Genomic DNA, 12,818 nt, shown 5'->3' on the forward strand with positions numbered 1-12,818 from the left:
TGTTACCTCACTTTATATTTTGTGTCCTTTGACACAAGCTCACGTGTTAAACTGCCTGAAAAAAAATAGTCTCCCCCCTCTTTGTCCTCAAAGGACGGCTGTCATGGTACGATCAGCTCAAAGTTGTGACATGAAGCACAAACCAGCTGTGATTGGGCGTGAATTTTGTGGCAGTCTCTGCAATCCACTTCGCCGAGATGCGAATCGTGCGGATTAACCTCTCCTCCTTTGGTAAGCTCTTTCACTTCCGCATAGCCGCCGTGGCACTCTTTGCAGGAGGTCACAGGAGCGGGTTTGTCGGGAGTATCAGTTTTGTGGCAGTCGGCACATGCCACGGCAGCCTCTTTGTGCTTGCCCTTAAGCTCATTTGCGTTGGCTGTGAAAACCAGCGCAAGAGCAGCCGCGAAGATAAAAACAAAAATGAATAAGTTAGAAGATCTCATTTCGCTTCTCCATTAAGATGAAATATATAACTATCATATGTCAAATGTATAACATTTAAAAAAGGCGTCGTCAATTCAAATGTCATATATTTTATATAATACATTTAAATATTAATGATTGAACGATTTCGCTTGAAAAACTCTTGAACTTATTTTAAAATTTTTGTTCTCATAATCAGTAATATGTATTATTAATATGATTGTCCTAATTTATTGGAGATTGTAGTGCCGACATTTACTCCTATTAAACAAGTAAAGGCTTCAGACGAAGTTTATAACCAATTGAAAGAAGCCATTTTGACAGAGCAATACAAAGCCGGAGACAAGCTCCCTTCAGAAAGGGAACTTATTGAAATGTTTCAGGTCAGCCGTACCGTTGTCCGTGAAGCTATCAAAGTTCTCGAGGCAAACTCTTTCGTCGAAATTAAGCAGGGTTCAACAGGCGGGGCTTTCGTTCGACATATCACTTTTGAAAGGCTCAGCAATGCATGTTTCGACCTTTTCATGTCCGGAAAAATGTCACTTCCGGAAATAGCTCAGGCAAGGATACTCATAGAACCGGCAGCCGCAAAACTTGCTGTCCGCAACTGTACCGACGCAGACCTTGATAAAATAAAACAGATAGTAGAATCTGAACACACCTTATCCGGCGAAAACGACGACATGGTTTACAACCGTTCCCATCTACACTATCTCATAGCGGAACTCACAGGAAACAGATTCCTTGAAGCCATTATAAAATCTCTCGCTATCCTCGTCCGCGAGGTAACGAAAGATCTGCAGCCCTCTTTCCACCCTGACAAAGTTCACCCGGCAGGCATGCACGACGAACTTCTGAGAGCTTTTCTTGACAGGAACGATGAAGCAGTTTTTAAAGCCATGCATGATCACCTTCATGAATTCAGAGACAGGCTCATTGCGGCGGAAGAGAATTTCAGAACGCATTACTCCAAGTAACAGCTATGCCGGTTGAAAAACTATTCTGGAAAGACCCCTATCTTACAAAATGCACAGGACTGATCATGTCTGTGGATGGCGACAGGATAACACTCAGCCATACCGTCGCTTATGCTTTCGAGGGCGGACAACAGTCCGACATCGGAACAATAGGCGGATTTGAGATATTGCAGGCGGAACGGGACGGTTTTGAGATATTTTATACACTTCCGCAGAACCATACACTCTGCCTTGGCGACAACGTTGAAGTGTGCATAGACTGGGAAAAGCGATACAGGATCATGAAACTGCACTTTGCTGCGGAACTGGTTCTTGAGCTTGTTTATCAGAACTTCGGACACCCTGAAAAAATCGGCGCTAATATAACTTATGACAAAGCGCGTGTGGATTTCATGTGGGATGGCAACATTTCATCAACTTTTGAGTTTCTGAATGATGAACTGGCAAAGATGATCACGGCGGATCATAAAATAATCTGTGATTTTGACGACGTTAAGAACGAACACCGTTTCTGGCGTATAGACGGCTTCGCGCAGGTTCCATGCGGCGGAACTCATATCAGAAGCACAAAGGAGATAGGCGGGCTGACCCTTAAACGTGTCAACCCCGGCAAAGGCAAAGAACGTATTGAAATATATCTTGCTGATTAATTACCTTTAGGAGCCTCTTCTTTATCTTTAGAGGCGCCGTTCATCATCTTTTTCATGTTATCCATAAGACCGACAACGACCTGTTTGTAATCTTTGAACATATTGACCAGAGTGTCGTAGCTTTCACCAAGCTGTTTTGACTGTCTCTGTGAGCGTTCAAGCGCCTCTTTTGTTTCGCTGAGCTCTTTTTCCAGCTTTGCAATACGCTCGGAATCACTCTTCTGCTGAATCTCCAGCGCTTCCAGTCTCGTCTGGTCAGCAGGGGCAACAGAAGCGGTCTGGGCGCCGCATCCTGCCACAAGTGCGGCAAATATCAGGGCAGCTATATATTTTTTCATATCAATATCTCCGTATATGGTTTATGGTAATCTATCACTGGGGAAAATGTATATCAAGCGCAAGTTTGAATATGTTTAGTTATTGACATCAGAAAGTCTTTCTGATAGTCTTATCCGCTCATAAGAATAAATAGAGGTGAATGACGTGGCTCACACAATTTCTGCACTGAAAAGAATCCGTCAGAGCGAAAAAAGAAATCTTAGAAACAAGTCATACAAGTCTAAAATGAGAACTATGGTTAAAAAAGTTTGCCGCCGCTGCTCAAACAGGCGACGCACAAACTTCTGAAGCAGCTTTCAAAGCCGCTACTGCAACTATAGCTTCTATCGGATCTAAAGGCGTTATCCACAAAAACCAAGTGGCTCGCCGTCAGTCCAGACTTGCTAAGAAGCTTAACGCTCTTAAAACTGCTTAATAGCTTTATCAAACAAGTTATGCAAAGCCGAAATTCCGTGAAGGATTTCGGCTTTTTTGCGTTGCGCGTATGAAAATAGCGGCTGTTAAAACAGGTGCCATAGGCGACCTTATCCAGATAACCCCAGCCCTTGCAGCTCTACGCAAAAAATATCCAGAAAGCGAAATCTCTCTCATCTGCGGCGCAGAATACGCCCATGTGCTGAAAAAGCATAAGTTGATAGACAACATAGTTACTTTCAGCTCCAAAAGGCTTTACAGCCAGCTCATGCCTTTTGAAGCCCTGCATATCGCCAGCCTGCTCAGTCAATTTGACAAAGCATATATATTCCATACAGACCAGAAGTGGCACTTTCTGGCAAAAATATCAGGCACTGACTGCGCCTGTTCAGCGAAAAAATCAGGCACGTCAAGGCATCTATGGCATCTTAAAACTGTCGGCATGGGATATGATTTCGGGTACTCATTTCAGCCGGAAGAATCAACATCTGAACTGCCAGAAAAACCATACATAGCTATTTCAGCTGGCGGAGGCAAAAATTTCCGCAGGTATACCCCACAAAAGATATGGGACAAACAGGCGGAACTGGCACTCAGAATAGCGAATGAAACGGATTATTGCGTAGCTCTGCTGGGAATTGAAGAGGAAAAGCTGAACGTCAGCCATCCTAAAATTTATGATTATACAGGCAGAACAAGCCTTTCAGACTGTTTTCACATAATCAGCAGAGCCGAAAGATATATAGGCTACGACAGCGGGCTTACACACCTTGCCGCATGCACACAAACGCCGATAACGGCTCTGTTCGGTGCCACAGACCCGAAAGAGTGTATGCCGCCTGTTCGAGGCAGAATAATAATGTCGCACCTGCCATGCGCCCCATGCGAAAAGGACGGAAAACACGCCTGCAAAAAAAATCTCTGCATGCAGGAGATCAGCGTTGAAAATGTTTTTGAAACGATAAGATAAAGGATCTGCCGAAACAGAGCCTTCATTTAAGCCTACGTTCTGCTGTCGCAGACCTGATATACAAAATATGTGATTTGCATAACATTCACATCTATACGCTATTTCACTTCAATACGGTCTTTGTGGTACAGGACGTTAGTGCGTATCCAGTATACGTTGCCGCCTGTGTAGCCGCAGCCGCCGTTAGCCGCTGAATCAGTAAGATTCTGATAAGACTCCTGAGCGCGGGGTCCGGGACATATGAGTACGACAATCTTATCTTTCGGTATCAAAGACAAAGCCTTTTCACATCCGCCGTCTTCATAGAAAACGTCAGGGTCAAGATGACCTATAGTGTCAGTATGCTGTTTATTATAAAATGAAATTGGGCGGGCATCCATAAAGACAACGTTGTCAGTATTACCATTTTTCAGAATATCCATGACCCATCTTTTTGAAACAGAGCCCTCCTGCTCGCCTTTTTCAACATCCTGAACCGTGCCTGCATAAACTGCAAAAGAAAAGAGCATCAGAAGAACAGATATTATTTGTTTCATCAGAGCACCTGCAAATAAATATTTGATTATATTATAATGGATATATCATTTAAGCATTTCAATCAAAAAATAGGATGGCTTGTAACCCTCCCATACAATAGTTCCAAAAAATAGCCAGAGTTCTTACATATACAAAACGCACTATTTCACATATTATTGCAATTTATTGACATTATTACGCATTTTATTTCATATTGACACACGCAACAACGCCATCTATATTACTTTCATGAACTACTACAACCTAACTGACAAAGCCATTGTAAATGAAATTGGAGAAAGACTCAAAACTGCTCGCATCAACAGAAACATGTCACAGGACACCCTTGCCGCGAAGTCCGGCATATCATTGCGCACACTCCAGAATATAGAATCCGGAAACACATCATCCAAGATAAGTAACATCATAGCCATAATGCGAACGCTTGAGATGCTTGACCAGCTCGACAACTTTATCCCAACACAGCTTGTAAGCCCCATAGCGTTAGCTGAGATGAAGGGTAAACAGAGACAAAGAGCGTCAAAACAGAAAAAAACAGCAAAACAGGATGAATCCGAATGGTAAACATCGCTACAGTTAATTTATGGAACAAAAGAATAGGCGCGGTGTCATGGGATGCCGACAGACAGGTTGCTCTGTTTCAATATTATCCTGACTTTGCGAACAACAGCGTTCGCGAACCATCACCTATTACAATGCCCGCAAACGGAGCGCAGAACACAATATACCAATTCCAGGCATTACCAAAAGACACGTTTCAAGGGCTGCCCGGAATGCTTGCGGACTCTTTGCCGGATAAGTTCGGAAACACAATCCTTGATGAATGGTTAAGCAGAACCGGCAGAACAAAAGCCGACATGAACCCAGTAGAAAAACTTTGCTATATAGGCAACAGAGGCATGGGTGCTCTGGAGTATTCCCCTGCCCTGCACGAACGTTCCAACGCTGCAAAAATAGATATCGAAGAGATGACAGCTCTTGTCGCAAATATCCTGTCAAGACGCGAACAACTGAAAACTTCCGCTGATTCAGCAGAAATGATGAAAGATATTCTTGCCATAGGGACTTCCGCAGGTGGTGCGAGAGCCAAGGCTGTGATAGCCGTAAACGACAAGACCGGAGAAATCATATCCGGACAGGTTGCAGTTCCTGAAGGTTTTACCCACACACTGCTTAAATTCGATGGTGTTGACCAATCCATCAGCCCGCAAGGATTAGGTCGTATAGAATATGCATATTACAAAATGGCTCTGGACTGCGGTATCGTTATGTCAGAGTGCCGTCTGCTCGAAATAGGCAACCATGCACATTTCATGACAAAGCGTTTCGACAGACAAGGCAACAAAAAGCTACATATGCAGTCTTTGTGCGGACTTGCCCATTTCGACTTCAATAATCCGACCGCCTACTCATATGAGGATGCTTTTCAGGTAATGAGAAGTCTGCGCTTGCCATATGGCGATGCGGAGCAGATGTTCAGGAGAATGGTGTTTAACGTACTGACATATAACAGAGACGATCACACCAAAAACATAGCTTTCCTGATGAACGAACAGGGGCAGTGGTCTTTAGCTCCGGCATTCGACATGACATTCAGTTATAAGCCAGACAGCATATGGGTCAGCAGACACCAGATGTCTGTAAACGGCAAACGAGACAACATCACAGAAACTGACATACTCGCAATCGCAAACACAATGAATATCAAAAAACCGAAGGCTATTTTTGAACAAATACAAAGCGTAGTCATAAACTGGCTGGATTATGCAAAAGACACTGGAGTCTCTGGACCTGCGACACAGGAAATCTTCAAATTTATTAAATCCAAGGATTAAGGATGACCGCATTATTATAAATACGCAGTTCTAGTCATATTCTTTGATGCTTTCCAAATTATATAAAACTCAAACTGTCAAACTAAATAGAAAATTGTCAGACTAATTAGAAAAATGTCGAACTTGATTAGAAAGGTACAAAAGACTCTGAAAATAGGACGGGGGTGCATCATCACACCCCCAGGACAGTATTTCGTGAACAAGTCACGCTTTCGACGCCGTGTTTAAAGACATACGCGAGGTCAAACGACAGTAAATCTCCAGAGGAGCTGCCTGATACGCTCGCAAAACCGTCTGTCATAGCCGTTTGCAGACATAAGACTCAGGCGGTTCAGTCTGTATCGAACATAATCTTTGAAACTGCATTTGTTTTCTGCGAGAAACCTTTGCTTCTGGTCTGCGAACATTCCTGAAGCCGCCATCATCGGCAGTGTGATTATCTGGAAGTAAATAAAGTCCATCTCTCTGTTTGAAATGGAATCGTCGCTTGCCAGATCAACCAGCATATCCATCGCTTTTTCGGGCAGAGCTTCGGGGAAGTCGTAAACCCTGTCTAAAATCCTTTCCTCGGGTGCAGCCACATGAATGTCGAATCCGTATTCAACTCCGTGACCGTTCACCTTTGTTGCTGCAAGTTGTGCCATTTTCTTGCCCCCGATATTTGTTACGAATAATACATATCAAAACGCATGCCAAAAAAATGGTCAAAAAACAGGCAAAATATGGAGTAAATTACCCCCTTTTATAAACGGAAGGAAAAAACTGCCGGAAAAATTTTCTTTTGATTTTTTAAATTAAAGAGGATATAAACTTTAACACACACAGAACGGGAAACGGAAGACGGTGAAAATCCGTCGCGGACGCGCCGCTGTAACCGGCATATATCCCGCCTCTGTCCACTGATAAAATCGGGAAGGACAAGGCACAGAGGGAGCCGGAAGCCAGAAGACGACCCGGATCTGTAAGGAGCCGGACTGTCTCGCGTTACAGACAGATACGCAGAAAACTATATAACGTTTTCTGCCGTTCTTCATATGCGGCACAATTTGTCCTGCTCTTTTTCAAAATATTTTGAAAGGAGCGTTTCAAATGCTATCACACATCCTCGGTTTCCCATCCATCGGTTCCGAAAGAGAACTGAAATTCGCCCTCGAAGATTTCTGGGCGGGCAAAAAGTCACTAACTGAACTTGAAAAAACAGCAGAAAAACTGAAGCTGGAATCTTTCAGAATCCAAAAGGAAGCCGGACTGTCTTATGTCACGACAGGAGATTTTTCCTTTTACGATAGGATGCTGGATACCACACTTATGCTGGGCATGCTGCCCAGACGCTACACATTCAACAACCTGAGCAAAATGGAGTCATACTTCGCCATGGCTCGCGGAGATGCTCTGCGGAACTTCCAAGCCCTCCCTATGAAAAAATGGTTCAACACAAACTATCATTATATAGTTCCTGAACCCGACGTTAAATTCCGTCAGGAACCTGATTTCACTCAACTGACATCCGGTGTTGTTTTGGCTATCAAACACAGATACAGACCGAAAGCTGCGCTTATCGGTCCGGCTACGTTTCTGGCACTATCAAACCCTGTATGGATAAAAAACAAATGGGAACTGATGGATGAGCTGGCTGAAATATACTGCGCTGCAATAAAACACCTGCCTGCGGAGTGTTCTTTTATCCAGATAGAGGAACCGATTCTCAGCACAGAGATGGAAAAGGAAGCATGGCTGTCGTTTATCCCTGCTCACAGAAAAATAAAAGATGCGGCATCAGACAGAAAACTGATGCTGACAACATACTTCGGCGACCCCCTCTTAAACGCGACGCCGATATATGATTCCGGGTATGATGTGATCCATCTGGACATGACGAGCTTAAAACATGACCTGAAGGATTATATCAGCGAGCTGCCCGCTCATATGTCGGTGTCCGCCGGAGTTGTTAACGGACGAAATATCTGGAAAACGGATATGGACAAAGCAAAAGGCATACTGGACATGCTGTCGAATAAGTTGGGCGAAGACAGGGTTCTATGTGCATCATCATGCTCGCTCCTCCATTGTCCTGCAGATATAAGAAATGAACACAAACTGGATGAAAAACTGAAAAATAAAATGGCATTTGCAGTGCAGAAATGCTATGAGGTCGCGTCATTACCGACACATAAGGCAGCCGAAACAGATTTTTCAACATCAACATCGGCTGTCAGAACAGAAATAACATCTGACAGAAGTCCTTATGCCATCAGAAAAACGATTCAGGCGGAAAAGCTCAACCTCCCTCTCCTGCCTACCACAACAATAGGCTCTTTCCCCCAGACACAACAGATAAGGAGCCTTAGAAGGAAGCTCAAAAACGGCGAAATTAATGAGGACGCTTACGAAAGCGCAATAAAACAGGAGATATATGCGAATATTCAGCATCAGCTTAAGCTGGGTATTGACGTACTTGTTCACGGAGAACCGGAAAGGAACGACATGGCTGAATATTTCGGTGAAAATCTCGACGGTTTCTGTTTTCTTGAAAACGGCTGGGTACAGAGTTTCGGCAGCAGATGCGTAAAACCTCCTGTTATTTACGGCGATGTTAAACGCACAAAACCAATAACTCTGAAATGGACAAAATATGCAGCATCACTCACGGATAAACCTATGAAAGCGATACTCACAGGACCTGTCACCATCGCCAAGTGGAGTTTTATGCGCGAAGATATGCCGCAGGAAACCGTTTGGGAGCAGATAGCAATTGCCTTGCGGGAAGAATCTCTTGAGCTTGAAGAAGCGGGTATACCAATAATACAGATAGATGAACCTGCGTTTGTAGAGGCAATGCCGCTGGATAAAAATATTCAGGAGCAGTATTTCGACGATGCCGTGAGATGTTTCAGGCTGATAACATCTGCCTTAAAGGACAGCACGCAGGTACATACGCACATGTGCTACAGCGAGTTCGACAGTATAATGCCCCATATAAAAAGATTGGATGCCGACGTTATAAGCATTGAAGCAGGCAGAAGCGGCATGGGTGTTTTGAACAGCTTCAAGCGCAACGGCTACGAAAGCGGTATAGGTGCCGGTCTGTATGATATCCACAGCAGCCGCATCCCCACAGCAACAGAGCTTTCGGTCAGTATAGAGCGAATACTCAGGTATATTTCAGCCGAACAGGTGTGGATAAACCCCGACTGCGGACTTAAAACAAGAGGATGGGGAGAAACATTGTCTGCATTACAGAACATGGTAACAGCCGCCATCTTAATGCGGGGAAGAATAGAAAAAAATGACGAAAAAGCTATAGGATAAACAGAAAAAGCCGCCGGAAACGGCGGCTTCATATTACAATCTGTCGGAAATACCGCCGCCCATATCGGCTACATGGAAGCCTTTCTGTTCAAGTTGAGCCATGTATATCATATTAATGAACAGGTACCCGCTCCGGTTTACCATATCCCTGAAAAAGCTGTTCACATGGCGGTGCTCAAAACAGTCGAACATATCAAGCTGGCTGTGACTGCACCCGCATATGCTGTTCAGCGCACGCACAAGCCCCGATTTATATTTTGCGTTTGGTTTGATATAGGTTTCAAAAGCATCCGCAAGATGCTCGAAGCAGGCTTTCTGGGTTTCGTTCAGTTCTCCACTGCTGTTTCTCAGAACACATATGGAATCTGCAAGCAGGAGGCATTTCTGTTTGATACGTCTGTTCTCAAGCAGAATGCCCACAACAAACCACACCCCGAAAAGAAGAAGTGTCGCACCGATTCCCGCCAATGTACAAACTGTACTGAACTGCATCAGATCTTTGCTCCGCCGCCAAAAGAAATGGATTTCTTCATAACTTCTTCCATCCCTTTAACGACCTTTTTCAGCCTTCCCACATGCTCGTCTGCCTGAACGCCGTGGCGTTCGCAGCTTTTTATTACGAGATGCAGTTCCCTGATTCGATCCTGAAAGTCAGTAAAGTTTTCCGTACCTTCTTTAACCGCCATCTGATCCTCTCCGAATATTTGCTGATAGAGTATAATTCGGAAGCAGACGGCATTACTTTAACGTTTTACTTGAGCTTATTCATCACGGAATCGACTTTCGTATTTAGCCCCAAAGACTTATTTTTTCTGTAATCAATCTTCACGGAAATTGATATTCTTTCGCACTCATCCTGAGCCTCAACCGCCCTGTTTATGACCGCGAACACCTCGTCGAGCTTTTCCCCTTCGATAACAGTACCCATAGGGGTCAGCTGCCAGCTCAGTCCGCTGTCTTTGATAACCTGCACAGACTTTGCAACAAATTTTGAAACACTCTCGCCCTCGCCCAGCGGGGTGATTGAAACGAACGCCATAGCACTCATCGTCTCTCTCCTTATTGACTGTTCTGTAACTTAGTATAAGATGGCAATACTTAAACTCAAGGAAATTGGAATGGCAGAAAGAAAAAACGTAACGGTGAATTTTTACAGGCTGGAATCCGCAGTGGACACCTTTTATCAGGATATGGATTTCAAGCTGGACGCTCTGTCCGCCGGCGGCATGGACTTCGGCTTTTTCGACGGAAAAAGCTGTGAATTGATGTTCAAAATATTTGAACCGATAACAGTGTCCGACCGCAAGCTTTATATAGTCAGTCTCATAAAGGAAAAGATCTTCCTCCCCGTGTGGTTCAACCGCGAAGGTGTTGTTCAGGAGGCTCCCACAGAGGGCGGAAGTCTCGGAGACGTAAGCTATGCTCTCGTCGACCCTGAAAAGCAGGCGCTTCTGACGCTTTCCGGCGGCTTCGGTCCGTCCGCATCCGCTTTCTCCGACTTTGCCCGCTGGCTCACAGGCGACAGCGCCGCAGGTGCCTGCCCCATCTTTATCAACAGCGCATACGATCAGGTGACCAACTGGGAAATCTTCCGCAAGCTGAACCTCTCCATAGAGGCGCCAGCATCGGACTTTGTGGGCAACGTTCTGGACAGCGAAATAGGCGAGAATTTCAAAATGCTCGAAACTCTTTCTGGGCTGAAAATAGATATCTCCGTATCCATGGGGCATGGCAAGGGAAGTCTGCACAAGGATGCCGTAAAGAACTTCATCCGTTCTGTGATGGAAGAGAACTACGCAGGAAAGCTTAAAATAATGGGTAAGAGTTTCGAGGAACAGCAAACAGCGGAGCTTGACCTCTACAACGCCAGATTAAAGCATAAAACAGAAATCGTCATAGCAGGAACGCACATAGCGCCCGACGAGGCAAAAGCAACTCTTTACGAAGCGTACCAGCTTCATCTTGACGACATCGACGCCGCCTATAAAGATTTTTCCGACGAAGAATAATATTCAATGATATCCATGAACGCCTGTGAAACAACGCGGGCGTTCTCTTTTTCTATAGCAAGCGGATTCATATCCGCAGAATCAACACACCCCGCGTATGAATTTGCAGTGATATCCGCCAGAAACTCCGCCAAAGCATGTTCGTCATATTTCACAGACATAGCCTCAGCAAGTATATTCCTGATGTCCTCCACACTTCTGCATCTGAAAACAGTTGGCAAATCACAGAAAAACACATCGGAAAAGACCACCGACCCAACACCGACGAACGCCGCCTCATAACATGCAGTACCGGACACCGAAACAACAGCTTTCGCGTTTTTTATCAGTTCCATACCGTCTGCATACGGAGAGATATTCACCACGTTCGGAAGTTTTGCTGTTTCGCGGAAGAAGCTGAAATGCCGACATCCCAACCCTGCCGGGTGTTCGCGTACCGCAACGACCATACCGTGGGGCAGTGAACGTGCAACACTTCGCACAAGTTCAAGCTGGTTCTGCCAGAATCCGCCCAGAATATCCAGAGACGCTTCCGGTGAAACATGCAGGGGCATGTACACAAAATCCGCTTCCGGCATGGTTTGCATTGCGTCAAAACCGGACATTTTTATATTCACAGCTCTTTTAACACGCTCTGCCGTCAGACCGAAAACGCTCTGTTCGGTCTCGTCCTTTGCCGTTTTGTTCAGGAACCTGCCCAAGTGTCTGAAAAAACCGTAAAAATTTCTATTTGAAAATAGCTTATATTGAAAAGGAACTTGCGGTACACTGAATTCCGCCGGAACAGGCAAAGATTTTTCCGCCCTGTTCAGCCGTATCAGTTTATCCTGAAATATACCGCTGAAAAATCCGAACCTGCCCTCTGGTATCCGAACACTGTGCGGTACGATGAATTTTGCGCCTGCATATTCGCATGCGGAGCAGGCAGCAAGTTCATAAGCCCACGTTGCTTCTGAGAAAACAATATCTATTTTGTTGTCGGTTATAAACTTTGAAACGCTTTTGAAAACACCGCAAAGGTATCCGTAAGCCCCTTTCACGCGCTTTTTGCTAAGCAGTCTGTCGCTCATTATCATATGAGCGGCAGTTACCCTGCTGAACTTCTCCATAGCACAAAGCGCATCGGCGTCATATGATCGGTCGATTTCCGCAAGGTCAAGGATCCTGCCTCGGTCAAACCCCATATCCGTCAGATATTTTATGCGGTATTTCGCGCCCGGCATAATGAAATAAACGTCAGCGCCCTGTTCCGTCAGATTTTTGGCAATATGCGCAAAGGTGACGGAACGGGAGTGACTGCCAGTAAAAGCAACACGAAAAGAATTCATCAAGCATCCTGAGTTAATGAGAGAAGC

The 12,818-nt window shown here is 44.9% G+C and carries 16 protein-coding genes, 1 pseudogene and 1 riboswitch; of the genes and pseudogenes, 9 read left to right on the forward strand and 8 right to left on the reverse strand.

What is annotated here, in order from left to right:
- Positions 1–101 precede the first annotated feature (101 nt).
- A complete protein-coding gene (locus LRY47_RS12795; RefSeq protein WP_295226056.1) occupies positions 102–443 on the reverse strand; it encodes a cytochrome c3 family protein in 342 nt (113 codons plus the stop codon).
- Positions 444–668: 225 nt separating this feature from the next.
- Here LRY47_RS12795 and LRY47_RS12800 point away from each other — a divergent pair, with 225 nt between their 5' ends.
- Positions 669–1,400: a FadR/GntR family transcriptional regulator gene (locus LRY47_RS12800; RefSeq protein WP_295226058.1), complete on the forward strand. Its 732-nt coding sequence runs from the start codon at positions 669–671 to the stop codon at positions 1,398–1,400.
- Between the two features lie 5 nt (positions 1,401–1,405).
- On the forward strand, positions 1,406–2,050 hold the full coding sequence (locus LRY47_RS12805) for an alanyl-tRNA editing protein (RefSeq protein ID WP_295226060.1): 645 nt from the start codon (positions 1,406–1,408) through the stop codon (positions 2,048–2,050).
- Here LRY47_RS12805 and LRY47_RS12810 read toward each other — a convergent pair.
- A complete protein-coding gene (locus LRY47_RS12810; protein WP_295226062.1) occupies positions 2,047–2,388 on the reverse strand; it encodes a hypothetical protein in 342 nt (113 codons plus the stop codon). The two genes, LRY47_RS12805 and LRY47_RS12810, sit on opposite strands and share 4 nt — an antisense overlap.
- A gap of 145 nt (positions 2,389–2,533) precedes the next feature.
- On the opposite strand from LRY47_RS12810, the gene rpsT (LRY47_RS12815) reads away from it, so the two are divergent.
- From rpsT (LRY47_RS12815) to LRY47_RS12825, 3 genes and pseudogenes are all read left to right on the forward strand, one after another.
- Positions 2,534–2,677 (forward strand): 30S ribosomal protein S20, encoded by a 144-nt coding sequence (rpsT, locus tag LRY47_RS12815; protein ID WP_295226064.1) that lies wholly within the window; start codon positions 2,534–2,536, stop codon positions 2,675–2,677.
- 10 nt (positions 2,678–2,687) lie between these two features.
- Positions 2,688–2,804 (forward strand): annotated as a pseudogene (gene rpsT, locus LRY47_RS12820) (30S ribosomal protein S20); the annotation flags it as partial.
- 69 nt (positions 2,805–2,873) lie between these two features.
- Complete coding sequence (locus tag LRY47_RS12825) at positions 2,874–3,773, forward strand: glycosyltransferase family 9 protein (RefSeq protein WP_295226066.1); 900 nt, start codon at positions 2,874–2,876, stop codon at positions 3,771–3,773.
- Between the two features lie 98 nt (positions 3,774–3,871).
- Here LRY47_RS12825 and LRY47_RS12830 read toward each other — a convergent pair whose 3' ends face one another.
- The gene (locus LRY47_RS12830; protein WP_295226067.1) at positions 3,872–4,309 is read right to left on the reverse strand and encodes a hypothetical protein; all 438 of its coding nucleotides are present in this window, start codon (positions 4,307–4,309) and stop codon (positions 3,872–3,874) included.
- A gap of 229 nt (positions 4,310–4,538) precedes the next feature.
- Here LRY47_RS12830 and LRY47_RS12835 point away from each other — a divergent pair, with 229 nt between their 5' ends.
- Together LRY47_RS12835 and LRY47_RS12840 are read left to right on the forward strand one after the other, a co-directional pair.
- The gene (locus LRY47_RS12835) at positions 4,539–4,874 is read left to right on the forward strand and encodes a helix-turn-helix transcriptional regulator (protein WP_295226069.1); all 336 of its coding nucleotides are present in this window, start codon (positions 4,539–4,541) and stop codon (positions 4,872–4,874) included.
- Positions 4,868–6,145 (forward strand): type II toxin-antitoxin system HipA family toxin, encoded by a 1,278-nt coding sequence (locus LRY47_RS12840; RefSeq protein ID WP_295226071.1) that lies wholly within the window; start codon positions 4,868–4,870, stop codon positions 6,143–6,145. Before LRY47_RS12835 ends, LRY47_RS12840 begins: the two co-directional genes overlap by 7 nt.
- 242 nt (positions 6,146–6,387) lie before the next feature.
- Here LRY47_RS12840 and LRY47_RS12845 read toward each other — a convergent pair whose 3' ends face one another.
- The gene (locus LRY47_RS12845) at positions 6,388–6,789 is read right to left on the reverse strand and encodes a hypothetical protein (RefSeq protein ID WP_295226073.1); all 402 of its coding nucleotides are present in this window, start codon (positions 6,787–6,789) and stop codon (positions 6,388–6,390) included.
- 191 nt (positions 6,790–6,980) lie between these two features.
- Positions 6,981–7,095: riboswitch (cobalamin riboswitch) on the forward strand.
- 139 nt (positions 7,096–7,234) lie between these two features.
- On the opposite strand from LRY47_RS12845, the gene metE reads away from it, so the two are divergent.
- Positions 7,235–9,454: a 5-methyltetrahydropteroyltriglutamate--homocysteine S-methyltransferase gene (gene metE, locus LRY47_RS12850; protein WP_295226075.1), complete on the forward strand. Its 2,220-nt coding sequence runs from the start codon at positions 7,235–7,237 to the stop codon at positions 9,452–9,454.
- Positions 9,455–9,487: 33 nt separating this feature from the next.
- Here the strand turns inward: metE and LRY47_RS12855 are convergent, their stop codons facing one another.
- The 3 genes from LRY47_RS12855 to LRY47_RS12865 form a co-directional block, all read right to left on the reverse strand.
- The gene (locus tag LRY47_RS12855) at positions 9,488–9,946 is read right to left on the reverse strand and encodes a hypothetical protein (protein ID WP_295226077.1); all 459 of its coding nucleotides are present in this window, start codon (positions 9,944–9,946) and stop codon (positions 9,488–9,490) included.
- Entirely contained in the window at positions 9,946–10,140 is a 195-nt protein-coding gene (locus tag LRY47_RS12860; RefSeq protein ID WP_295226079.1) for a hypothetical protein, read from the reverse strand. The genes LRY47_RS12855 and LRY47_RS12860 overlap by 1 nt, the downstream gene beginning before the upstream one ends.
- A gap of 65 nt (positions 10,141–10,205) precedes the next feature.
- Positions 10,206–10,502 (reverse strand): MTH1187 family thiamine-binding protein, encoded by a 297-nt coding sequence (locus LRY47_RS12865; protein ID WP_295226080.1) that lies wholly within the window; start codon positions 10,500–10,502, stop codon positions 10,206–10,208.
- Between the two features lie 70 nt (positions 10,503–10,572).
- Here LRY47_RS12865 and LRY47_RS12870 point away from each other — a divergent pair, with 70 nt between their 5' ends.
- Positions 10,573–11,463 carry a DUF6731 family protein gene (locus tag LRY47_RS12870; protein ID WP_295226082.1) on the forward strand — a complete coding sequence of 297 codons (891 nt, stop codon included), beginning with the start codon at positions 10,573–10,575 and terminating at the stop codon, positions 11,461–11,463.
- Here the strand turns inward: LRY47_RS12870 and LRY47_RS12875 are convergent.
- Positions 11,436–12,791 carry a hypothetical protein gene (locus LRY47_RS12875; RefSeq protein WP_295226084.1) on the reverse strand — a complete coding sequence of 452 codons (1,356 nt, stop codon included), beginning with the start codon at positions 12,789–12,791 and terminating at the stop codon, positions 11,436–11,438. The two genes, LRY47_RS12870 and LRY47_RS12875, sit on opposite strands and share 28 nt — an antisense overlap.
- Positions 12,792–12,818: the final 27 nt, after the last annotated feature.

This window comes from Seleniivibrio sp. (assembly GCF_021209385.1).
Taxonomy (GTDB): Bacteria; Chrysiogenota; Deferribacteres; order Deferribacterales; family Geovibrionaceae; genus Seleniivibrio.

Bases quoted from the DNA above. Each gene is read 5' to 3' on its own strand.
- LRY47_RS12845 (WP_295226073.1), bottom strand. From the start codon at position 6,789: ATGGCACAACTTGCAGCAACAAAGGTGAACGGTCACGGAGTTGAATAC.
- metE (WP_295226075.1), top strand. From the start codon at position 7,235: ATGCTATCACACATCCTCGGTTTCCCATCCATCGGTTCCGAAAGAGAA.
- LRY47_RS12855 (WP_295226077.1), bottom strand. From the start codon at position 9,946: ATGCAGTTCAGTACAGTTTGTACATTGGCGGGAATCGGTGCGACACTT.
- LRY47_RS12795 (WP_295226056.1), bottom strand. From the start codon at position 443: ATGAGATCTTCTAACTTATTCATTTTTGTTTTTATCTTCGCGGCTGCT.
- LRY47_RS12875 (WP_295226084.1), bottom strand. From the start codon at position 12,791: ATGAATTCTTTTCGTGTTGCTTTTACTGGCAGTCACTCCCGTTCCGTC.
- LRY47_RS12810 (WP_295226062.1), bottom strand. From the start codon at position 2,388: ATGAAAAAATATATAGCTGCCCTGATATTTGCCGCACTTGTGGCAGGA.
- LRY47_RS12870 (WP_295226082.1), top strand. From the start codon at position 10,573: ATGGCAGAAAGAAAAAACGTAACGGTGAATTTTTACAGGCTGGAATCC.
- LRY47_RS12805 (WP_295226060.1), top strand. From the start codon at position 1,406: ATGCCGGTTGAAAAACTATTCTGGAAAGACCCCTATCTTACAAAATGC.
- LRY47_RS12835 (WP_295226069.1), top strand. From the start codon at position 4,539: ATGAACTACTACAACCTAACTGACAAAGCCATTGTAAATGAAATTGGA.
- LRY47_RS12830 (WP_295226067.1), bottom strand. From the start codon at position 4,309: ATGAAACAAATAATATCTGTTCTTCTGATGCTCTTTTCTTTTGCAGTT.
- LRY47_RS12865 (WP_295226080.1), bottom strand. From the start codon at position 10,502: ATGAGTGCTATGGCGTTCGTTTCAATCACCCCGCTGGGCGAGGGCGAG.
- LRY47_RS12825 (WP_295226066.1), top strand. From the start codon at position 2,874: ATGAAAATAGCGGCTGTTAAAACAGGTGCCATAGGCGACCTTATCCAG.
- LRY47_RS12860 (WP_295226079.1), bottom strand. From the start codon at position 10,140: ATGGCGGTTAAAGAAGGTACGGAAAACTTTACTGACTTTCAGGATCGA.
- LRY47_RS12840 (WP_295226071.1), top strand. From the start codon at position 4,868: ATGGTAAACATCGCTACAGTTAATTTATGGAACAAAAGAATAGGCGCG.